The organism is Leifsonia sp. EB41 (assembly GCF_041262565.1).
Lineage (GTDB): Bacteria > Actinomycetota > Actinomycetes > Actinomycetales > Microbacteriaceae > Leifsonia.
Window position 1 is genome coordinate 1,390,559 of the sequence record NZ_JBGCCJ010000001.1, and the last position, 20,269, is coordinate 1,410,827.

28 protein-coding genes and 1 pseudogene are annotated in these 20,269 nt (G+C 66.6%); 1 reads left to right on the forward strand and 28 read right to left on the reverse strand.

Features of this window, described 5'->3' with window-relative positions; all coding sequences use genetic code 11:
• Positions 1 to 69: 69 nt before the first annotated feature.
• The 23 genes and pseudogenes from map to rpsJ form a co-directional block, all read right to left on the reverse strand.
• On the reverse strand, positions 70 to 900 hold the full coding sequence (map, locus tag ABH923_RS06815) for a type I methionyl aminopeptidase (protein ID WP_370054588.1): 831 nt from the start codon (positions 898 to 900) through the stop codon (positions 70 to 72).
• Between the two features lie 5 nt (positions 901 to 905).
• The gene (locus ABH923_RS06820) at positions 906 to 1,505 is read right to left on the reverse strand and encodes an adenylate kinase (protein ID WP_370057314.1); all 600 of its coding nucleotides are present in this window, start codon (positions 1,503 to 1,505) and stop codon (positions 906 to 908) included.
• 5 nt (positions 1,506 to 1,510) lie between these two features.
• Positions 1,511 to 2,834: pseudogene (gene secY, locus ABH923_RS06825) on the reverse strand (preprotein translocase subunit SecY).
• 79 nt (positions 2,835 to 2,913) lie between these two features.
• Positions 2,914 to 3,591: a 50S ribosomal protein L15 gene (gene rplO, locus ABH923_RS06830; RefSeq protein ID WP_370054589.1), complete on the reverse strand. Its 678-nt coding sequence runs from the start codon at positions 3,589 to 3,591 to the stop codon at positions 2,914 to 2,916.
• Positions 3,591 to 3,776: a 50S ribosomal protein L30 gene (rpmD, locus tag ABH923_RS06835; RefSeq protein ID WP_185276507.1), complete on the reverse strand. Its 186-nt coding sequence runs from the start codon at positions 3,774 to 3,776 to the stop codon at positions 3,591 to 3,593. Before rpmD ends, rplO begins: the two co-directional genes overlap by 1 nt.
• Positions 3,776 to 4,495: a 30S ribosomal protein S5 gene (rpsE, locus tag ABH923_RS06840; protein WP_055913991.1), complete on the reverse strand. Its 720-nt coding sequence runs from the start codon at positions 4,493 to 4,495 to the stop codon at positions 3,776 to 3,778. The genes rpmD and rpsE overlap by 1 nt, the downstream gene beginning before the upstream one ends.
• Entirely contained in the window at positions 4,492 to 4,863 is a 372-nt protein-coding gene (gene rplR, locus ABH923_RS06845) for a 50S ribosomal protein L18 (RefSeq protein WP_370054590.1), read from the reverse strand. The genes rpsE and rplR overlap by 4 nt, the downstream gene beginning before the upstream one ends.
• Positions 4,864 to 4,865: 2 nt before the next feature.
• Positions 4,866 to 5,402, reverse strand: a complete 537-nt coding sequence (gene rplF, locus ABH923_RS06850) for a 50S ribosomal protein L6 (protein WP_370054591.1) — start codon at positions 5,400 to 5,402, stop codon at positions 4,866 to 4,868.
• Positions 5,403 to 5,409: 7 nt separating this feature from the next.
• Entirely contained in the window at positions 5,410 to 5,808 is a 399-nt protein-coding gene (rpsH, locus tag ABH923_RS06855) for a 30S ribosomal protein S8 (RefSeq protein WP_345834053.1), read from the reverse strand.
• Between the two features lie 111 nt (positions 5,809 to 5,919).
• On the reverse strand, positions 5,920 to 6,507 hold the full coding sequence (rplE, locus tag ABH923_RS06860) for a 50S ribosomal protein L5 (RefSeq protein WP_370054592.1): 588 nt from the start codon (positions 6,505 to 6,507) through the stop codon (positions 5,920 to 5,922).
• Positions 6,507 to 6,866 carry a 50S ribosomal protein L24 gene (gene rplX, locus ABH923_RS06865; RefSeq protein ID WP_370054593.1) on the reverse strand — a complete coding sequence of 120 codons (360 nt, stop codon included), beginning with the start codon at positions 6,864 to 6,866 and terminating at the stop codon, positions 6,507 to 6,509. The genes rplE and rplX overlap by 1 nt, the downstream gene beginning before the upstream one ends.
• 2 nt (positions 6,867 to 6,868) lie before the next feature.
• Entirely contained in the window at positions 6,869 to 7,237 is a 369-nt protein-coding gene (gene rplN, locus ABH923_RS06870; RefSeq protein ID WP_021759574.1) for a 50S ribosomal protein L14, read from the reverse strand.
• The gene (gene rpsQ / locus ABH923_RS06875) at positions 7,234 to 7,539 is read right to left on the reverse strand and encodes a 30S ribosomal protein S17 (protein WP_370054594.1); all 306 of its coding nucleotides are present in this window, start codon (positions 7,537 to 7,539) and stop codon (positions 7,234 to 7,236) included. The genes rplN and rpsQ overlap by 4 nt, the downstream gene beginning before the upstream one ends.
• Entirely contained in the window at positions 7,539 to 7,871 is a 333-nt protein-coding gene (gene rpmC, locus ABH923_RS06880) for a 50S ribosomal protein L29 (protein WP_370054595.1), read from the reverse strand. The genes rpsQ and rpmC overlap by 1 nt, the downstream gene beginning before the upstream one ends.
• Positions 7,871 to 8,290, reverse strand: coding sequence for a 50S ribosomal protein L16 (gene rplP / locus ABH923_RS06885; protein ID WP_370054596.1), 420 nt, complete (start codon positions 8,288 to 8,290; stop codon positions 7,871 to 7,873). The genes rpmC and rplP overlap by 1 nt, the downstream gene beginning before the upstream one ends.
• A gap of 2 nt (positions 8,291 to 8,292) precedes the next feature.
• Positions 8,293 to 9,072, reverse strand: coding sequence for a 30S ribosomal protein S3 (rpsC, locus tag ABH923_RS06890; RefSeq protein WP_370054597.1), 780 nt, complete (start codon positions 9,070 to 9,072; stop codon positions 8,293 to 8,295).
• A complete protein-coding gene (gene rplV / locus ABH923_RS06895) occupies positions 9,072 to 9,464 on the reverse strand; it encodes a 50S ribosomal protein L22 (RefSeq protein ID WP_345834049.1) in 393 nt (130 codons plus the stop codon). The genes rpsC and rplV overlap by 1 nt, the downstream gene beginning before the upstream one ends.
• Before the next feature lie 24 nt (positions 9,465 to 9,488).
• A complete protein-coding gene (gene rpsS / locus ABH923_RS06900; RefSeq protein WP_018191964.1) occupies positions 9,489 to 9,770 on the reverse strand; it encodes a 30S ribosomal protein S19 in 282 nt (93 codons plus the stop codon).
• A 12-nt stretch (positions 9,771 to 9,782) separates the two neighbouring features.
• Complete coding sequence (gene rplB / locus ABH923_RS06905) at positions 9,783 to 10,622, reverse strand: 50S ribosomal protein L2 (RefSeq protein WP_370054598.1); 840 nt, start codon at positions 10,620 to 10,622, stop codon at positions 9,783 to 9,785.
• Positions 10,623 to 10,646: 24 nt separating this feature from the next.
• Complete coding sequence (gene rplW / locus ABH923_RS06910) at positions 10,647 to 10,946, reverse strand: 50S ribosomal protein L23 (protein ID WP_370054599.1); 300 nt, start codon at positions 10,944 to 10,946, stop codon at positions 10,647 to 10,649.
• On the reverse strand, positions 10,946 to 11,596 hold the full coding sequence (rplD, locus tag ABH923_RS06915) for a 50S ribosomal protein L4 (RefSeq protein WP_370054600.1): 651 nt from the start codon (positions 11,594 to 11,596) through the stop codon (positions 10,946 to 10,948). Before rplD ends, rplW begins: the two co-directional genes overlap by 1 nt.
• A 4-nt stretch (positions 11,597 to 11,600) precedes the next feature.
• Entirely contained in the window at positions 11,601 to 12,260 is a 660-nt protein-coding gene (rplC, locus tag ABH923_RS06920) for a 50S ribosomal protein L3 (protein WP_055913953.1), read from the reverse strand.
• A 14-nt stretch (positions 12,261 to 12,274) separates the two neighbouring features.
• Positions 12,275 to 12,583, reverse strand: coding sequence for a 30S ribosomal protein S10 (gene rpsJ, locus ABH923_RS06925; RefSeq protein WP_005050520.1), 309 nt, complete (start codon positions 12,581 to 12,583; stop codon positions 12,275 to 12,277).
• Positions 12,584 to 13,038: 455 nt separating this feature from the next.
• Here rpsJ and ABH923_RS06930 point away from each other — a divergent pair, with 455 nt between their 5' ends.
• Positions 13,039 to 13,980: a hypothetical protein gene (locus ABH923_RS06930; protein WP_370054601.1), complete on the forward strand. Its 942-nt coding sequence runs from the start codon at positions 13,039 to 13,041 to the stop codon at positions 13,978 to 13,980.
• 251 nt (positions 13,981 to 14,231) lie between these two features.
• Here ABH923_RS06930 and ABH923_RS06935 read toward each other — a convergent pair whose 3' ends face one another.
• From ABH923_RS06935 to rpsL, 5 genes are all read right to left on the reverse strand, one after another.
• Positions 14,232 to 15,779 (reverse strand): choice-of-anchor L domain-containing protein, encoded by a 1,548-nt coding sequence (locus ABH923_RS06935; RefSeq protein WP_370054602.1) that lies wholly within the window; start codon positions 15,777 to 15,779, stop codon positions 14,232 to 14,234.
• Positions 15,780 to 15,914: 135 nt separating this feature from the next.
• Positions 15,915 to 17,108: an elongation factor Tu gene (tuf, locus tag ABH923_RS06940; protein WP_055913937.1), complete on the reverse strand. Its 1,194-nt coding sequence runs from the start codon at positions 17,106 to 17,108 to the stop codon at positions 15,915 to 15,917.
• 114 nt (positions 17,109 to 17,222) lie between these two features.
• Positions 17,223 to 19,337 carry an elongation factor G gene (gene fusA / locus ABH923_RS06945; RefSeq protein WP_370054603.1) on the reverse strand — a complete coding sequence of 705 codons (2,115 nt, stop codon included), beginning with the start codon at positions 19,335 to 19,337 and terminating at the stop codon, positions 17,223 to 17,225.
• A gap of 87 nt (positions 19,338 to 19,424) precedes the next feature.
• Positions 19,425 to 19,895 (reverse strand): 30S ribosomal protein S7, encoded by a 471-nt coding sequence (rpsG, locus tag ABH923_RS06950; protein ID WP_370054604.1) that lies wholly within the window; start codon positions 19,893 to 19,895, stop codon positions 19,425 to 19,427.
• The gene (gene rpsL, locus ABH923_RS06955) at positions 19,895 to 20,269 is read right to left on the reverse strand and encodes a 30S ribosomal protein S12 (RefSeq protein WP_055913929.1); all 375 of its coding nucleotides are present in this window, start codon (positions 20,267 to 20,269) and stop codon (positions 19,895 to 19,897) included. The genes rpsG and rpsL overlap by 1 nt, the downstream gene beginning before the upstream one ends.

Genomic DNA, 20,269 nt, shown 5'->3' on the forward strand with positions numbered 1-20,269 from the left:
CGGCGCATTTCGCCAATTCTGGTCTATCATCTGCGCCTGCTCTGAGCGAACAAGGCCCGGAACGGCGGCCTACGGGATCGGCGTCGGCGTGATCCCGAACGGCGCGAGCCCTTCGGCCCCGCCGTCGACCGCCGTCAGCACCCAGATGCCGTCGGCGTGCACCGCGACGCTGTGCTCCCAGTGCGCGGCGGCCGAGCCGTCCTCGGTGGCGACGGTCCAGCCGTCGTCCTTCACGTAGGTGTCCTGGTCCCCCAGCACCACCATCGGCTCGATCGCGACCACGAGACCAGGGCGGACCTCCGGGCCCTTGGAGCGCACCCGGTAGTTGAACACCGGAGGATCCTCGTGCATGCGACGGCCGATGCCGTGGCCGATGTAGTCGGTGAGGATGCCGTAGTCGCCCTGCGACATGATGTGGTCCTCGACCGCCTCGCCCACCTCGTTGAGGTGCCGGGCGCTCGCGAGCCGCGCGATGCCGTGCCAGAGCGACTGCTCGGTGACCTCCGACAGCTTCCGCCGCTCGGCGACACGCTCCGGGTGGGCCGGGTCGGGCAGCACGAACGTCCGCGCAGCGTCGCCGTTCCAGCCCTCCTGGATGGCGCCGCTGTCGACCGACAGGATGTCACCCGGCTGCAGCAGACGCGCCCCGGGGATGCCGTGCACGACCTCGTCGTTGACCGACGCGCAGATCGTGTGGTGGTAACCCGCCTCCAGCTTGAAGTTGGACTTCCCGCCGAGCGCTTCGATCGCGGCCTCGGCGATCCGGTCGAGCTCCAGAGTGGAGACGCCGGCGGCCACGGCTGCGGCAACGGCGTCGAGGGACGCCGCAGTCGCCCGCCCCGGCGCGACCATGAGTCGGAGCTGGGCGGGCGACTTGTAGATCGACCGACGCAGTGCCATCGACGCTAGGCGACCGGCTCGCCGGCGCCCTCCAGCGGGAGGATGCCGCGATCGGCCAGAGCCGAACGGATGCGGGCGGCGACATCGTCCATCGCACCGAGGCCATCGACCTCGACCAGGAGTCCGCGCCGGCTGTACACGTCGATCAGCGGGGACGTCTCGCGGAGGTAGACCTCCTGGCGGTGCCGGATGGCCTCCTCGGAGTCATCGGCGCGGCCCTGCTCCTGCGCACGCTTGCTGAGGCGCGCGACGATCTCGTCCTGGTCGGCGACGAGCTGGATCACCGCGGCGAGCTCCTGGCCCTTCGAGGCCAGCAGATCGTCGAGGTACTTCACCTGCTCGAGCGTGCGCGGATAGCCGTCGAGGAGGAAGCCGTCCTTCGCGTCGTCCTCGTTCAGCCGGTCGGTGACGAGCTGGTTGGTGAGGCTGTCCGGAACGTAGTCGCCCGCGTCGACGATCGCCTTGACCTGCTGGCCGAGCGGCGTCTCGTTCTTGATGTTGGCCCGGAAGATGTCGCCCGTGGAGATGTCGGGGATCCCGTACACGGAGGTGATGCGGGAGGCCTGAGTGCCCTTGCCCGCTCCGGGAGGTCCGACGATCAGCATACGGGTCAACGCAGAAGCCCTTCGTAGTGCCGCTGCTGGAGCTGCGAGTCGATCTGCTTGACCGTCTCGAGTCCGACACCGACGATGATCAGGATGGACGTGCCGCCGAACATGAAGTTCTGGCTGGCGCCGAGCAATGCGAACGCTATCAGCGGGATCAGCGCGATGATTCCGAGGTAGATCGAGCCCGGCAGCGTCACGCGGGTCAGCACGTAGTCCAGGTACTCGGCGGTGGGGCGGCCCGCGCGGATACCGGGGATGAAGCCGCCGTACTTCTTCATGTTGTCGGCGACCTCCTCCGGGTTGAACGTGATGGCCACGTAGAAGTACGTGAAGCCCACGATCAGGAGGAAGTAGAGCAGCATGTAGAGCGGGTGGTCGCCCTTGGTCAGGTAGTTCGTGATCCAGGTCACCCAGGGAGCCGGGGCCTTGCCGGCGCGCCGGCTGGTTGAACTGGGCGATCAGCGCGGGCAGGTACAGCAGCGACGACGCGAAGATGACAGGCACGACGCCGGCCATGTTCACCTTGATCGGGATGTACGTGTTATTGCCGCCGTACGTTCGGCGGCCCACCATGCGCTTGGCGTACTGCACAGGGATGCGGCGCTGCGACTGCTCGACGAAGACGACGGCGGCGACGATCAGGAGACCGATCGCAATCACCACCAACATCACCTCGATGCTCTGCGACTGGCCGATGGCCCAGAGGGAGCTCGGGAACTGCGCCGCGATCGAGGTGAAGATCAGGAGGGACATACCGTTGCCGATGCCGCGCTCGGTGACGAGCTCACCCATCCACATGATGAGGCCGGTGCCGGCGGTCATGGTGACGACCATGAGCATGATGGCGTACCAGGAGTCGTCCGTGATGAGCTGCGTGCACTGCGAGACGGCCGTGGTGCCGAAGAGGGCGCCGGAGCGGGCGACGGTGATGAGGGTCGTCGACTGGAGGACGCCCAGCGCGATCGTGAGATAGCGGGTGTACTGCGTGAGCTTCGCCTGGCCGGCCTGGCCCTCCTTGTAGAGGGTCTCGAAGCGTGGGATGACCACGCGCAACAGCTGCACGATGATCGACGCGGTGATGTACGGCATGATGCCGAGCGCGAAGATCGAGAGTTTGAGGAGAGCGCCACCCGAGAACAGATTGACCAGGGAGTAGAGCCCTGAGGTGTCCTGGTTGGCGTTCAGACAGGTCTGCACGTTGGCGAAGTCGACGAACGGCGCAGGGATGAAGGAGCCCAGCCGGAACAGGGCGATGATCCCCAGCGTGAAGAAGATCTTCCGGCGGAGGTCCGGGGTGCGGAAGATCCGCGCGACGGCGCTAAACAAAAGTGCGTCCTGCTTTCCTGTAAGAGTCAGTCGGGTGACCGGAGTTCCCGGCCACCCGACTGCGCTGCTTTACGGGCGGCTACTTGACGGAGCCACCAGCGGCGACGATCTTCTGCTCGGCAGAGCCGGAGACCTTGTCGACCGCAACGTTCAGCTTAACCGCAATGTCCCCGTTACCGAGAACCTTGACCTTCTCGTTCTTGCGAACGGCGCCCTTGGCGACGAGGTCGGAGATGGTGACATCGCCACCGGCCGGGTACAGCTCGGCCAGCTTCTCGAGGTTGACCACCTGGTACTCGACGCGGAACGGGTTCTTGAACCCGCGCAGCTTCGGCGAACGCATGTGGAACGGGAGCTGACCGCCCTGGAAGCCCGGGCGGACCTGGTAGCGGGCCTTGGTGCCCTTCGTACCACGGCCCGCGGTCTTGCCCTTGGAACCCTCACCGCGTCCGACGCGGGTCTTGTCCTTCTTGGCGCCCGCGGCGGGACGGAGGTGGTGCACCTTGAGGACCTGCTCGCGGGGGGCCGCGACGTCCTTCTTGGCCGGGGCCTTCTTCGCCGGAGCGGAGACGGTCTCGTCCTTGGTGGAGGCGGCGGTCTTGTCGGCAGCGGCCTTCGCCGGAGCCTTCTTGGCCGGAGCCTTCTTCTCGGTGCTTGTCTTCTCGGCGGCCGGCTTGGCGGCAGCCTTGGTGGTGGTGCTCTTCTTGGCGGCCGGCTTCTCGGCAGCGGCCTCAGTGGTCGGCTTGTCGTCAGCCATTAGTCGATCTCCTCAACCTTCACCAGGTGAGCGACGGTGTTGACGTACCCGCGGTTCTGCGGGGTGTCCTCGCGGACGGTGACGTCACCGATTCGCTTCAGTCCCAGACTGCGCAGCGTGTCGCGCTGGTACTGCTTCTCGCTCACTTTCGACTTGATCTGCGTGATCTTCAGGCGCGCGGCCATCAGGCACCTACCTTCTCTGCCTTCTTGGCGGCAGCAGCGGCCTCGGCCGCCTCGGCCTCGGCACGCAGCAGTCGCGCGGGCGCGACCTGGTCGTAGTCGAGACCACGGCGAGCTGCGACGGCACGGGGCTCCTCGAGCTGCTTGAGCGCCTCGACGGTCGCGTGCACGATGTTGATCGTGTTGGACGAGCCGAGCGACTTGCTCAGCACGTCGTGGATGCCGGCGCACTCCAGGACGGCGCGCACCGGGCCACCGGCGATGACACCGGTACCGGCGGCGGCCGGACGCAGGAGGACGACGCCGGCAGCGGCCTCACCCTGCACCGGGTGCGGGATGGTGACGCCGACGCGCGGGACGCGGAAGAAGTTCTTCTTCGCCTCCTCGACGCCCTTCGAGATCGCCAGCGGCACCTCGCGGGCCTTGCCGTAGCCGACGCCCACCAGGCCGTTGCCGTCTCCGACGACCACGAGAGCGGTGAAGCTGAAGCGACGACCACCCTTCACGACCTTGGAGACGCGGTTGATGGTGACGACGCGCTCCAGGAACTGGCTCTTGTCGGCGTCCCGGCTGCCGCGATCGCGGTTGGGGTTGCGCTCCCGGCCACCGCGGCGCGGCTCGCGCTCCCGGTTGTTGTCGGTCGACGCAGCGGTCTCGACCGGCTGCGCGGTCTCCGTTACCTCAGCGGCCACGGTCTGCTCCTTGTTGTTCTCGTCGCTCACAGGTTCAGCCCACCTTCACGAGCGCCTTCGGCGACGGCCGCAACGCGACCGGCGTACTTGCTGCCGCCACGGTCGAAGACCACGGCCTCGACACCGGCGCTCTTCGCGCGCTCGGCGACGAGCTCGCCCACCTTGCGGGCCTTGGCGGTCTTGTCACCGTCGAAGCCGCGCAGGTCGGTCTCCATGGTCGACGCGGAGGCCAGCGTGTGGCCCTTGGCGTCGTCGACGATCTGCACGAAGACGTGACGGGCCGAACGGGTCACGACCAGGCGAGGACGGACCTCGGTGCCCACGACCTTCTTGCGGAGGCGGGTGTGACGACGGCCGCGGGCGGCCGCCTTGCTCTTTCCTCTGGTACCCAGAGCCATGATTACTTACCAGCCTTTCCGGCCTTGCGACGAACGACCTCGCCGGCGTAACGCACACCCTTGCCCTTGTACGGCTCGGGCTTGCGGATCTTGCGGATGTTCGCGGCGACCTCGCCAACAGCCTGCTTGTCGATCCCGCTCACGGTCACCTTGTTGTTGCCCTCGACCGTGAAGGTGATGCCGGCCGGCGGCTCGACGTTGACCGGGTGCGAGAAGCCGAGCGCGAACTCGACGCCCGCGCCCTTCTGCGCGACGCGGTAACCGGTGCCGACGATCTCAAGGCCCTTGGAGTAGCCCTCGGTGACGCCGATGATGTTGTTGTTGATGAGCGTGCGGGTGAGGCCGTGGAGCGAGCGCGACGAGCGCTCGTCGTCCGGACGGGTGACCAGGACCTGGCCCTCCTCAAGCTTCGCCTCGATGGGGCTCGCGACGGTGAGCGTGAGCTCGCCCTTCGGGCCCTTGACGGTGACGGTCTGGCCGTCGATCTTCACATCGACCCCAGCGGGGATCTCGATGGGCAGTCTTCCAATACGCGACATGGCAGGGTCACCACACGTAGGCGAGGACTTCCCCACCCACGCCCTTCTTCTCAGCCTGGCGGTCCGTGAGGAGCCCCGAGGAGGTGGACAGGATCGCGACACCGAGGCCGCCGAGGACCTTGGGGAGCTCCGTCGACTTCGCGTAGACGCGGAGGCCGGGCTTGGAGACACGCTTGATGCCTGCGATGGAACGCTCACGGTTCGGACCGAACTTGAGGTTGAGCGTCAGGGTCTGGCCGACACGGGCGTCGGAGACCTCCCAGCCGGAGATGTAGCCCTCGGAGGTGAGGATCTCGGCGATGTGGGACTTGAGCTTGGAGTGCGGCATCGACACGGTGTCGTGGTGCGCCGAGTTCGCGTTGCGCAGTCTGGTCAGCATGTCTGCGACCGGATCTGTCATCGTCATTGCGATTTTCCTTTGTTCACCAGGTTTCGTGCAGCCGTTACACGACTGACGACCTGTGGTGGAAGTGGGCCGGCCGGGCGGCCGGCCCACAAAGAGACAAGACTACTAGGTCTAGTTGCCCGCCTCGTTCGAACGGAACGGGAAGCCGAGCTGCTTGAGCAGCGCGCGGCCCTCCGCGTCGTTCTTCGCGGTCGTGACGACCGTGATGTCCATACCCCGGACGCGGTCGATCCGGTCCTGGTTGATCTCGTGGAACATCGACTGCTCCGTGAGACCGAAGGTGTAGTTGCCATTGCCGTCGAACTGCTTGTCGCTCAGGCCGCGGAAGTCCCGGATACGGGGCAGCGCGAGCGAGAGCAGACGGTCGAGGAACTCCCACATGCGGTCGCCGCGCAGCGTGACGTGCGCGCCGATCGGCTGGCCCTCGCGCAGCTTGAACTGCGCGATGGACTTGCGGGCCTTGGTGACCTGCGGCTTCTGGCCGGTGATCAGGGTGAGGTCGTTGATCGCACCGTCGATCACCTTGCCGTCACGAGCAGCTTCGCCGACACCCATGTTGACGACGATCTTCACGAGGCCGGGCACCTGGTGCACGTTCGTGAAGCCGAAGTCGCCCTTGAGCTGAGCGGAGATCTCGGTCTTGTACTTCTGCTTCAGGCGAGGCTGGATTTTGCCAGCACTCGTTGCAGTGTCCGTCATTACAGGTCCTTACCAGACTTCTTGGCGTAACGAACGCGGACCGTCTTGGTGACGCCGTCCTTCGTAACGGTCTCGTTGCGGAAGCCGACGCGGGTCGGCTTCTTGGTCTCGGGGTCGACGAGCGCCACGTTGGAGACGTGGATGGAAGCCTCGTGCGTCTCGATGCCGCCGGTCTTCGTGCCACGCTGCGTCTGTCCGACGCGCACGTGCTTGGTCACGAAGTTGACGCCCTCGACGATCACGCGGTTCTTCTCCACGAGGACCTCGATGACACGACCCTGCTTGCCGCGGTCACCACCGCGGGCCTGCGAGCGGCCCGTGATGACCTGGACCAGGTCGCCCTTCTTGATGTTCGCCATGCTTACAGCACCTCCGGGGCCAGCGAGATGATCTTCATGAACTTCTTGTCGCGAAGCTCACGGCCGACCGGGCCGAAGATACGGGTGCCGCGGGGGTCACCGTCGTTCTTCAGGATCACGGCGGCGTTCTCGTCGAACTTGATGTAGGAGCCGTCCGGGCGGCGGGTGTTCTTCCGCACGCGCACGACGACCGCCTTGACGACATCGCCCTTCTTGACGTTGCCGCCGGGGATCGCGTCCTTGACCGTGGCGACGATGACGTCACCCAGGCCCGCGTAGCGACGGCTGGAGCCGCCGAGGACGCGGATGGTGAGAAGCTCCTTGGCGCCGGTGTTGTCGGCGACCTTGAGTCGGGATTCCTGCTGAATCACTTGGCCTTCTCCAGAATCTCAACCAGGCGCCACCGCTTGGAGGCGCTCAGCGGACGGGTCTCGTTGATGAGAACGAGGTCGCCGATGCCGGCGGTGTTGTTCTCGTCGTGCGCCTTCACCTTGGAGGTGCGGCGGAGGACCTTGCCGTACAGGGGGTGCTTCACGCGGTCTTCGACCTCGACGACGATGGTCTTGTCCATCTTGTCGCTGACGACGTACCCGCGACGGGCCTTGCGGTAACCACGGGCGAGGGCCTCGTCGGCCGCCGACTCCGCGGCCGCAGCCTTGGTGGTCTCAGCCATTACTTGGCCTCCTCAGTCTCGGTCTCGGCGACCTCGGGGGCCTCAGCGGCCTCCTTCTTCGCCTTGCTCTTCTTCTCTGCCTTGGCGGGCGTCACGTCGGCCGGGGCCGGGGTCGCCCGGATCCCGAGCTCGCGCTCACGGATCACGGTGTAGATACGAGCGATGTCGCGCTTGACCGCACGCAGGCGGCCGTGGCTCTCGAGCTGACCGGTGGCCGACTGGAAGCGCAGGTTGAACAGCTCTTCCTTGGCCTTCTTCAGCTCGTCGATCAGACGCTCGTCTTCAAAGGTGTCGAGCTCGCTGGGAGCGAGCTCCTTGGTGCCGATCGCCATTACGCGTCGCCCTCCTCGCGCTTGATGATGCGTGCCTTGAGGGGCAGCTTGTGGATTGCACGGGTCATTGCCTCACGAGCGAGTTCCTCGGAGACGCCGGAGACCTCGAAGAGGACTCGACCCGGCTTGACGTTCGCGACCCACCACTCGGGCGAACCCTTACCGGAACCCATTCGGGTCTCGGCAGGCTTCTTCGTGAGCGGACGGTCCGGGTAGATGTTGATCCACACCTTGCCGCCACGCTTGATGTGACGCGTCATGGCGATACGAGCGGACTCGATCTGACGGTTGGTCACATAAGCGGGGGTCAGGGCCTGGATGCCGTACTCGCCGAAGGAGACCTTCGTGCCACCGGTCGCCTGGCCGCTACGGCCGGGGTGGTGCTGCTTGCGGTGCTTGACTCTGCGTGGGATCAACATGGTTATGCCTCAACTCCTGCTGCGGCCGGCGCGGTCTCGGCGGCGGGGGCGTTGCCCCGGCCACCGCCGCGACGCGGACCACGGTCACGGTCGTTGCGCTCGCGCGACGGCTTCTGGTTGGCCTGCTCGCGGGCAAGCTCCTTGTTCGTGATGTCGCCCTTGTAGATCCACACCTTGACACCGATGCGACCGAAGGTGGTCTTGGCCTCGTAGAAGCCGTAGTCGATGTTGGCGCGGAGCGTGTGCAGCGGCACACGACCCTCGCGGTAGAACTCCGAGCGGCTCATCTCGGCGCCGCCGAGGCGGCCCGACACCTGGATGCGGACACCCTTGGCGCCGGCGCGCTGAGCGCCCTGCAGGCCCTTGCGCATCGCGCGGCGGAAGGCCACGCGGGCGGCGAGCTGCTCGGCGATGCCCTGGGCGACGAGCTGAGCGTCGGCCTCGGGGTTCTTGACCTCGAGGATGTTCAGCTGGATCTGCTTGCCCGAGAGCTTCTCGAGGTCGGCGCGGATGCGCTCGGCCTCGGCGCCACGACGACCGATCACGATGCCCGGACGGGCGGTGTGGATGTCGACGCGGACGCGGTCGCGGGTGCGCTCGATCTCGATGCGGGACACGCCCGCGCGGTCGAGCGAGGTCTTCAGCAGCGTGCGGATCTTGACGTCCTCAGCGAGGTAGTCGCTGTAACGCTGACCCTTCTTCGTGCTGTCGGAGAACCAGCGCGACACGTGGTCGGTCGTGATCCCCAGACGGAAGCCGTACGGGTTGACTTTCTGGCCCATTACTTGCTCGCCTTCTTCGTAGCGTTCGCAACCTCAGCCTCGTCCGGCGTCGCGAGGACGATCGTGATGTGGCTGGTGCGCTTGTTGATCCGGAAGGCCCGACCCTGTGCGCGCGGCTGGAACCGCTTGAGCGTGGTGCCCTCGTCCACGAAGGCCTTGCTCACGTACAGGTCCTGCTCGTCCAGGTAGGTGTTGCTCTGGTCGGCCTTGACGCGCGCGTTGGCGATCGCCGAGGCGACGAGCTTGTAGACCGGCTCGCTCGCGCTCTGCGGGGCGAACTTCAGGATGGCCAGGGCCTCCTGGGCCTGCTTGCCGCGGATCAGGTTGACGACGCGGCGGGCCTTCATGGGGGTGACGCGGATGTGACGCACGCGTGCGATCGACTCCACCATTTCTCTCCTCCTTACGCCACCGCGTTAGCGGCGGCGACCCTTCTTGTCGTCCTTCACGTGACCACGGAAGGTGCGGGTGGGCGCGAACTCGCCCAGCTTGTGACCGACCATGGTCTCGGTGACGAACACCGGGATGTGCTTGCGACCGTCGTGCACCGCGATGGTGTGACCCAGCATGGCCGGGACGATCATCGAGCGGCGCGACCAGGTCTTGATCACGTTCTTGCTGTTGGCCTCGTTAGCGGCGACCACCTTGCGAAACAGGTGCTCGTCGACGAAGGGGCCCTTCTTGAGACTGCGTGGCATCTTCTCGAACTCCTACTTACGCTTCTTGCCGGCGTTACGACGGCGGACGATGAGCTTGTCGCTTTCCTTGTTGGGGTGGCGCGTGCGGCCTTCCTTCTGACCCCACGGGCTGACCGGGTGGCGACCACCGGAGGTCTTGCCCTCACCACCACCGTGCGGGTGGTCGATCGGGTTCATGGCGACACCACGCACGGTCGGGCGGACGCCCTTCCAGCGCATACGGCCGGCCTTGCCCCAGTTGATGTTCGACTGCTCGGCGTTGCCGACCTCGCCGATCGTCGCGCGGCAGCGGACGTCGACGTTGCGGACCTCGCCCGAGGGCAGGCGCAGCTGGGCGTAGGGGCCGTCCTTCGCGACGAGACGAACCGAGGCGCCGGCGGAGCGGGCCATCTTGGCGCCACCGCCCGGCTTCAGCTCGATGGCGTGGATGACGGTACCGGTCGGGATGTTGCGCAGCGGCAGGTTGTTGCCCGGCTTGATGTCCGAGCCGGCGCCCGACTCGACCACGTCGCCCTGCTTCAGCCCGGCCGGAGCCAGGATGTAGCGCTTGGTGCCGTCCACGAAGTGGAGCAGCGCGATGCGCGCAGTGCGGTTGGGGTCGTACTCGATGTGCGCGACCTTGGCGTTGACGCCGTCCTTGTCGTTGCGACGGAAGTCGATCACGCGGTACTGGCGCTTGTGGCCACCACCGATGTGACGGGTCGTGATGCGGCCCTGGTTGTTGCGGCCACCGGTCTTCGACAGCGGACGGAGAAGGGACTTCTCCGGCGTCGAGCGGGTGATCTCGGCGAAGTCGGCGACCGAGGAGCCGCGACGACCGGGGGTCGTGGGCTTGTAGTTACGAATAGCCATGTCTGTCTTCCTCTAGTCCTTCGCTTAGCCGACGGCCGTGAAGATGTCGATGGAACCGGACTTCAGCGTGACGATCGCACGCTTGGTGTCCTTGCGCTTGCCGGTGCCGAACTTGGTGCGACGGGTCTTGCCCTGACGGTTCAGGGTGTTGATCGACGCGACCTCGACCTTGAAGATCGACTCGATGGCGAGCTTGATCTCGGTCTTGTTCGAACGCGGGTCGACGATGAAGGTGTACTTGCCTTCGTCGATCAGGCCGTAGCTCTTCTCGGAGACGACCGGGGCGATGATGACGTCGCGCGGGTCCTTGTTGACGGCGGCCATTACGCGTTCACCTCTTCCTTCTTGGTCTTGGACGAGATGAACGACTCGAGCGCGGCCTGCGAGAAGACGATGTCGTCGCTCACCAGGACGTCGTAGGCGTTCAGCTGGTCGTAGGTCAGCACGTGCACGGACGGGACGTTGCGCACGCTCTTGAAAGCGAGCTCGTCGTCGCGCTCCAGCACCACGAGGACGTGGCGCGAGGTCGCGACGCCGTCGAGCAGCTCCACGACGGCCTTGGTCGAGGGGACCTCGCCGGTCGTGAACGCCTGCACGGCGTGGATGCGGCTGCCGCGGGCGCGGTCCGAGAGGGCGCCGAGCAGAGCAGCGGCGATCATCTTCTTCGGGGTGCGCTGCGAGTAGTCGCGCGGGTTCGGTCCGTGGACGACGCCACCGCCGGTCATCTGAGGAGCGCGGATCGAGCCCTGACGAGCGCGACCGGTGCCCTTCTGCTTGAACGGCTTGCGGCCGGCGCCGGAGACCTCGCCACGACCCTTGGTCTTGTGGGTGCCCTGGCGCGCGGCGGCGAGCTGAGCGGTCACGACCTGGTGGATCAGCGGGATGTTGGTCTGAACGTCGAACAGGGAGTCCGGAAGCTCGATGGAGCCGGCCTTCTTGCCCTTGAGGTCGACGACGTCAATCGAGGTAGCCATCTACTTAGGCCCCCTTCACTGCGTTGCGGACGAAAACGATGCGGCCACGAGCGCCGGGGACGGCGCCCTTGACGAGCAGCAGGCCCTTCTCGGCGTCGACGGCCTGGACCTTGAGGTTCAGGACGGTCACGCGCTCGCCACCCATGCGACCGGCCATGCGCATGCCCTTGAAGACACGGCTCGGGGTCGAGGAGGCGCCGATGGAGCCCGGCTTGCGGTGGTTGCGGTGCGCACCGTGCGAGGCGGAGACGCCCTTGAAGTTGTGGCGCTTCATGACACCGGCGAAGCCCTTGCCCTTGGAGGTGCCCACGACGTCGACCAGCTGGCCGGCCTCGAAGGTGGCATCCACGGTGAGCTCCTGGCCGGCCGAGTACTCGGCGGCGTCAGCAGTGCGGACCTCGGTGAGGTGACGGCGCGGCGTGACGCCCGCCTTGTCGAAGTGGCCGGCGGCCGGCTTGTTGACCTTGCGCGGGTCGATCTGGCCGTAGGCGATCTGGACGGCGTTGTAGCCGTCGACCTCGGGGGTGCGGACCTGGGTCACGACGTTCGGCGTGATCTCGATGACGGTCACCGGGATGAGCTTGTTGTTCTCGTCCCAGACCTGGGTCATGCCGAGCTTCTTGCCGAGGAGTCCCTTGGAGGTCTTGGTGTCGATGTTGGACATAGCGGCACTCCCCCTTAGAGCTTGATCTCGATGTTGACGTCGGCGGGCAGGTCGAGACGCATGAGCGAGTCGACGGCCTTCGGCGTCGGGTCGATGATGTCGATCAGCCGCTTGTGCGTGCGCATCTCGAAGTGCTCGCGGCTGTCCTTGTACTTGTGGGGCGAACGGATGACGCACACCACGTTCTTCTCGGTGGGAAGCGGCACCGGGCCGACGACGGTCGCGCCTGCACGGGTCACCGTGTCGACGATCTTGCGCGCCGAGGTGTCGATGACCTCGTGGTCATACGACTTAAGCCGAATGCGGATCTTCTGTCCCGCCATGTCTGACTCTCTCTCTTGTTATGGCGTCGTACGAGACGGCTCTTACGAACCGCGCTCGCATTGGACGCAGTGCGACGTACGCGTGGGAAACGCCACTATTCTTCTGTCAACTCACCGCACGCCTCGAGGCACAGAGAAATCCCTGCTTTTCGAAGATGTCGATTGTGAGCATGTCCTGCTACCTGCGGCCTAACCCCTCGACCGCCGGTCCGAAGACTCTCGCGGTGGGCTATGCACTGCCTGGCAGTGATCCGTTCGGAGCGCACATGAGCGCGCTCGTTCCGAAATGTTGAACCAGACAAGTTTGCCAGATCTGGAGCCAAGCTGCAACCCGGGCGTGTCGCGCGTGGCCGGCGGCGGTCAGAACTTGCTCCACAGCCGCGTCCGAACGCCGCGTTCTCCACAGATTTCCGTCGTCCCGTCCGCCGCCGCATGGCCATCGCCAGGCTGGATTCATGACAGCACTCCACGACACCTTCAGGTCCGCCCGGCTCCACCGACTGCACCTGCGCGCGGTCGAACCCGGGCGACATGCGACCCTCCAGCAGATCGGTCGGAAACGGTCGCGGAGGGATCAGCTCGAGCGGCTGCACCTGTTCGCGGCGATGCGGCAGAGGCCTCCCGTATTCGCGTACTGGTCGGCGGCGATCGTTCACGGACTCCCCTTGCTCAACGCTCCGCCGGCGACCATCCATGTCGTCGCCGCGGGTCCTGCTGAGAGCGCCGCTCGCGGGATCGTGACGCATCGGAGGACGGTCGGGGTGGCGCCCGTGCGCACCCGCGGGCTCACCGCGACGCCGGTCGCCGAGACGGTGGCAGCCCTGGCGGGACGGACGTCGTTCGTGGAGGGCGTGGTGCTCGCCGACTACTCCCTGCACGCCGGCGCTTTCGGGGATCGGGTCCCGCTCGCGACCTCCGCCGAGCTCGCCGACGCCGCCGGAGCGCTGACCGATCCGGAGGAACGGCGGCGCGCACTCGCGGTCTCACGGTTCGCGGACGGGCGCGCCGAGTCGCCGCTCGAGTCGGTCAGCCGGGCGACGATCGCGTTGGCAGGGGCTCCCCCGCCCGAGTTGCAACTCCGCGTGCACGACCAGTTCGGAGTGATCGCTCGGCCCGGCTTCTGCTGGCCCGAGCTCGGGATCGCCGGCGAGGCGGACGGCGCGGAGAAACTGCAGCATCCGGCTTTCCGGCGATTCCCGGATGTGAGGCAGGCCTTAGCGGCGCGTGCGGAGCGCGACAGGCGGATCGAGGCGGCGGGGCTGCGCGTCATCCGCTGGCGCTGGGCCATCGGGCGGCGCGTCGATCTGATGCGAGAGTTCCTGACCCGCGAAGGCGTGCCGTTGGACCCAGGCAGGCGGCTCGGGGAGCTGGGCCTGGGACCGGAGCGGGGCCTCTGACGCAGAAGAGCGGGACCGGTGTTCGCCGATCCCGCTCCCGAACGGCGCCTCGCGCCGCCGCTCTCGTGGTTCCAAGACCGCCTAGGCGGTTTCCGAACTCTTCGTCCGTACTCCGGTCAGCGGCTTGGTCTGGTTTGCGAGGTCCATGCTCACCATAGGCACTCTCCCTTCGTCGACGGACCCGTTCGGTTGAAACGGTGCCCTCATTCTGCGCCCGACCTGGCGAGAGGTAAACCCCTCCGACCTCACGCTCAGGAACGGGTACGTCGCGATCGCAGGAGGAGGCCGACACAGAGGACCGCCGCACCGGCCGTGCCGGCGCCGATCGCCAGCGACGCGAGCGGGATGATCTCGACGGTGGCGCCGGTGCCGGCGAGGGAGCGCGAACGCTCCACCACGGACACCGGCCCGGGCGGGAAGACCGGAACAGTACGGCCGGTGATGGCCGGCACCGGACGGGTGACGACATCCAGCGTCACGGTCGCGGACGCGCTCGTCCGGCCCGCGACGGTGGCGGTGTAGACGAATGCGTCGGCTCCGACATGTGCCGGGTCGCTCCGGTAGCTGCGGTGCACACCCTCGCCGCTGAGGACGCCGTGGGACGGCTCGGCCACGACATCGATCTGCACAGACCCCTCCTCCGGAGCAGAACCGTCGGCAGCGGAGGCGACCAGGCTGATCGGCGTGTCCTCCCCCGCGAACGCGGTGTAATGCAGGTCGCGCACGGACGGAGTGAGCGCGGCGTCCTCGACCACCTCGATGTCCACGCGGTACGGGCCGGCGGTGGAGTGGCCGTCGCTGACCGTGTACTCGAACGCATCCGCCCCGGCGAAACCCGCTTCGGGGGTGTAGACGCCGCCGGAGCCGGTCGACCGGAACGTGCCGTGGGCCGGCTCGGAGACGATCGCGTACGTCAGCTCGTCGCCGTCCGGGTCCGTGCCGGGGAACTCCACCGAGGCCGACGACCCGGCCGACAGAGTGAACGCGAAATCGGCCGCCGCCGGCGGAGCGTTCGACACGACGCCGCCCGCGGCCAGGAGCACCACCGAGTCGAGGATCGCGTCCGAGACATCCGCGATGACGAGCTTGACGTGATTCTGCTCGTGCGCGGACACCGGGGCGACGCAGCGAAGAGGGACGGTGAAGCCGTTGAGCGCCGTATCGACCGAACCGGCCGTGTTGTCCACGAAGAGTTCCGCGTTGCTGCCCGCGTTCACCGAGTCGACGCTGACGGGCTCCTCACCGATAACCGCGCAGTTCGCGCCATTGACGAAGAAGCCGAACACGTCGTTGAAGCCCTTGCCGACCCAGTCGTTGTACTCGGCCGACCCGAACACGTAGTCGATCGAGAGGGAGGTCGAAGTCGGCACGACATCGAACTCCAAGACGGCCGCGTCCCGGGTCCGCGCGCCTGCCAGAGCGGTGGCGTCCTCGTCCCCCGGAGTGCCCAGTCGCGTCGACAGGCTGTGCCCGTGAGGGCCAGGGGTCTCCGCGACCAGACCGGTGCTGAGCGCGACACCCGACGCGAGACCGAGCGCGTCCATCCCGGCGAAGGCGCCGATCGCGCGCGGGTCGCCGGTGAAGCGGATGCCCGAGGTGGTGACGCCCTCGCCCACGAGCTGCGCGACGAAGGACTCGACGGAGGACGTCGTCCCGTCCGTCACCGACTGAGCGGGGTCGCCCACCGCGGCCGGCCCGGCGAGCGTGAGCGGCGTCGCTACGAGGACGAGGCCTCCGACCGCGGCGACGAGACGGGTCGGGAAGGAGCGGGTACGAGCACGGGAGTGGCGCGAGGGCACGTCTGATTACCTTAGGTGTTAGATGCGGCCACCAATATTTATCACACGTCTCCCGCTCCGCAAAACGACGAAGGGCCGGACCCTTGCGGGTCCGGCCCTCAGCCGAAATGCCTGCCCGGTGGACCGGGCGGGTACTTACTTGTTGATCTTGGTCACCGTACCGGCGCCCACGGTGCGGCCACCCTCACGGATGGCGAAGCCGAGGCCCTCCTCCATGGCGATCGGCTGGATCAGCTCGACCGACATGTCGGTGGTGTCGCCGGGCATGACCATCTCGGTGCCCTCGGGCAGCGAGATGACGCCGGTGACGTCGGTGGTACGGAAGTAGAACTGCGGACGGTAGTTCGTGTAGAAGGGGTTGTGACGGCCACCCTCCTCCTTCGAGAGGATGTAGGCAGTGCCCTCGAAGTTGGTGTGCGGCGTGACCGAACCCGGCTTCACGACGACCTGGCCGCGCTCCACGTCCTCGCGCTTGGTGCCGCGGAGGAGCAGACCACAGTTCTCGCCGGCCCAGGCCTCGTCGAGCTGCTTGTGGAACATCTCGATACCCGTGACCGTGGTCTTCTGCGTCGGGCGGATGCCGACGATCTCGACCTCGGAGTTGATGGCGAGGGTGCCACGCTCGGCGCGACCGGTGACGACGGTGCCACGACCGGTGATCGTGAAGACGTCCTCGATCGGCATCAGGAACGGCTTGTCCTTGTCGCGCACCGGGTCCGGGATGGACTCGTCGACGGCGTCCATGAGGTCGAGGACCGACTGGACCCACTTCTCGTCGCCCTCGAGAGCCTTGAGGCCCGAGACGCGCACGACCGGGGCGTTGTCGCCGTCGAAGTCCTGGCTGGAGAGCAGCTCGCGGACCTCGAGCTCGACGAGCTCCAGGATCTCCTCGTCGTCGACCATGTCGGACTTGTTCAGCGCGACGAGCAGGTACGGAACGCCGACCTGCTTGGCCAGCAGCACGTGCTCGCGGGTCTGAGCCATCGGGCCGTCGGTGGCGGCGACCACGAGGATCGCGCCGTCCATCTGGGCCGCACCGGTGATCATGTTCTTGATGTAGTCGGCGTGACCCGGGGCGTCGACGTGCGCGTAGTGACGCTTCGGGGTCTCGTACTCGACGTGCGAGATGTTGATCGTGATACCACGCTGACGCTCTTCCGGAGCCGAGTCGATCGACGCGAAGTCGCGCTGCACGTTGGTCGCCGACGGGTACTTGTCAGCAAGCACCTTGGAGATCGCCGCGGTGAGCGTCGTCTTGCCGTGGTCGACGTGACCGATGGTTCCGATGTTCACGTGCGGCTTAGTCCGCTCGAACTTGGCCTTAGCCACTGTGGTCCTCCTCAGGACTCTCGTGCAGACACCCCGGTCGACGGATTTCGACCGGAGGGCCTACGGGATTGGTTTCTTATGTTACGGGATGTTGCCTGAGAGCAGTGACCGAGGTCACTCGCCCTTGCTCTTCTGGACGATCTCGTCGGCCACAGCCTTCGGGACCTCCGCGTAGCTGTCGAACTGCATCGAGTACACCGCGCGGCCCGAGGTCTTGGACCTCAGGTCGCCGATGTAGCCGAACATCTCGGACAGCGGGACGTTGGCGCGGACGACCTTGACGCCGCTCGCGTCCTCCATGGACTGGATCTGTCCACGGCGGGAGTTGAGGTCGCCGATGACGTCGCCCATGTACTCCTCCGGCGTACGCACCTCGACCGCCATGAGCGGCTCGAGGAGCACCGGGTTCGCCTTGCGCGCAGCCTCCTTGTAGGCCATCGAGCCGGCGATCTTGAACGCCATCTCCGAGGAGTCGACGTCGTGCGAGGCACCGTCGACGAGGATCGCCTTGACACCCACCGTCGGGAAGCCGGCGAGCACGCCGACCTGCATCGCGTCCTGGATGCCCGCGTCGACCGAGGGGATGTACTCGCGCGGGACGCGACCGCCGGTGACGGCGTTCACGAACTCGTACGAGGTCTCCGGGGTCACCTCGAGCGGCTCCAGGGTGATCTGCACCTTAGCGAACTGACCGGAACCACCGGTCTGCTTCTTGTGGGTGTAGTCGTACTTCTCCACCGTGCGGCGGAGGGTCTCGCGGTAGGCCACCTGCGGCTTGCCGACGTTGGCCTCGACGTTGAACTCGCGCTTCATGCGGTCGACGAGGATGTCGAGGTGCAGCTCGCCCATGCCCTTGATGACCGTCTGACCGGTCTCCTGGTTCTGCTCGGTGCGGAACGTCGGGTCCTCTTCGGCGAGCTTCTGGATGGCCGTGCCGAGCTTCTCCTGGTCGGCCTTGGTCTTCGGCTCGATGGCGACCTCGATGACGGGCTCCGGGAAGGTCATCGACTCGAGGACGACCTGGTGGTCCGGGTCGCTCAGGGTGTCACCGGTGGTGGTGTCCTTGAGGCCGATCACCGCGTAGATGTTGCCGGCGGTGACGAAGTCGACCGGGTTCTCCTTGTTGGCGTGCATCTGGAAGATCTTGCCGATGCGCTCCTTCTTGCCCTTGGTCGAGTTCACGACACCGGCTCCGGAGTCGACGCGGCCCGAGTACACGCGGACGTAGGTCAGGCGACCGAAGAACGGGTGCACGGCGACCTTGAACGCGAGCGCCGAGAACGGCTCGGTGGCGTCGGCGTGGCGCAGGATGACCTGCTCCTCGTCGCGCGGGTTGTGCGCCTCGATGGCGGGCACGTCGAGCGGCGACGGAAGGTAGTCGATCACGGCGTCGAGCATCGGCTGCACACCGCGGTTCTTGAACGCGGAGCCGCAGAGGACCGGGTAGATCTCGTTGTTGACCGTGAGCTTGCGGATGGCGGCCTTGATCTCCGGGATGGTGATCTCTTCGCCGCCGAAGAACTTCTCGAGCAGCGCGTCGTCGGTCTCGGCGACGGTCTCGAGGAGACGGTTGCGGTACTCCTCGGCCTTCTCCTGAAGGTCGGCGGGGATCTCCTGGACCTCGTACTTGGCGCCCATGGTCACGTCACCCTTGGCGTCGCCGGGCCAGACCAGCGCGCGCATCTCGACCAGGTCGACGACGCCGACGAAGTCGGACTCGGAGCCGATCGGGAGCTGCATCACCAGCGGCTTGGCGCCGAGGCGGGAGACGATGGTGTCGACGGTGAAGTAGAAGTCGGCGCCCAGCTTGTCCATCTTGTTGACGAAGCAGATGCGCGGGACGACGTACTTGTCGGCCTGACGCCACACGGTCTCCGACTGGGGCTCGACGCCCTCCTTCGCGTCGAAGACGGCGACGGCACCGTCGAGGACGCGGAGCGAGCGCTCCACCTCGACCGTGAAGTCGACGTGACCCGGGGTGTCGATGATGTTGATCTGGTTCTTGTTCCAGAAACAGGTGACCGCGGCGGACGTGATGGTGATGCCGCGCTCCTTCTCCTGCTCCATCCAGTCGGTGGTCGAGGCGCCGTCGTGCGTCTCACCGATCTTGTGGTTGACGCCCGTGTAGAACAGGATGCGCTCGGTCGTGGTGGTCTTGCCGGCATCGATGTGGGCCATGATGCCGATGTTGCGGACCTTGTTGAGGTCGGTGAGCACGTCCTGTGCCACAGGGATTCCTCCGAAAAGTAGAAAGTGGAAGGGGTGCCGCCCGGGCGCGGCGCTCCTACGAGTGCAACGCCCGGACGACGAAAATGTTTACCAGCGGTAGTGCGCGAAGGCCTTGTTCGACTCGGCCATCTTGTGCGTGTCCTCGCGGCGCTTGACAGCGGCGCCCAGGCCGTTCGAGGCGTCGAGGATCTCGTTGGTGAGACGCTCGGTCATCGTCTTCTCGCGACGGCCCTTGGCGTAGCTGGTGAGCCAGCGCAGCGCGAGGGTGTTGGCGCGGTGCGGCTTGACCTCGACCGGCACCTGGTAGGTCGAGCCACCGACGCGGCGGCTGCGGACCTCGAGGGTCGGGCGGATGTTGTCGAGCGCCTTCTTGAGGGTGACGACCGCGTCCTGGCCGGACTTGGTCGAGACGCCCTCGAGCGCGTCGTAGACGATGCGCTCGGCAAGGCCCTTCTTGCCGTCGAGGAGGATCTTGTTGACGAGCTGGCTGACGACCGGCGCGCCGTACACCGGGTCGGCGACGACGGGGCGCTTCGGAGCGGGACCCTTGCGAGGCATTACTTCTTCTCCATCTTCGCGCCGTAGCGGCTGCGAGCCTGCTTGCGGTTCTTGACGGCCTGGGTGTCGAGCGCGCCACGGACGATCTTGTAGCGGACGCCGGGCAGGTCCTTCACACGGCCGCCGCGGACGAGCACCATCGAGTGCTCCTGCAGGTTGTGGCCCTCACCGGGGATGTACGCGGTGACCTCGGTCCCGTTCGAGAGCTTGACACGCGCGACCTTGCGGAGCGCGGAGTTCGGCTTCTTGGGGGTGGTGGTGTAGACACGGGTGCACACGCCGCGCTGCTGGGGGTTGGACTTCAGGGCGGGAGCCTTGGTCTTGGTGACCTTCGGCGTCCGGCCCTTCCGAACCAACTGCTGAATGGTTGGCAC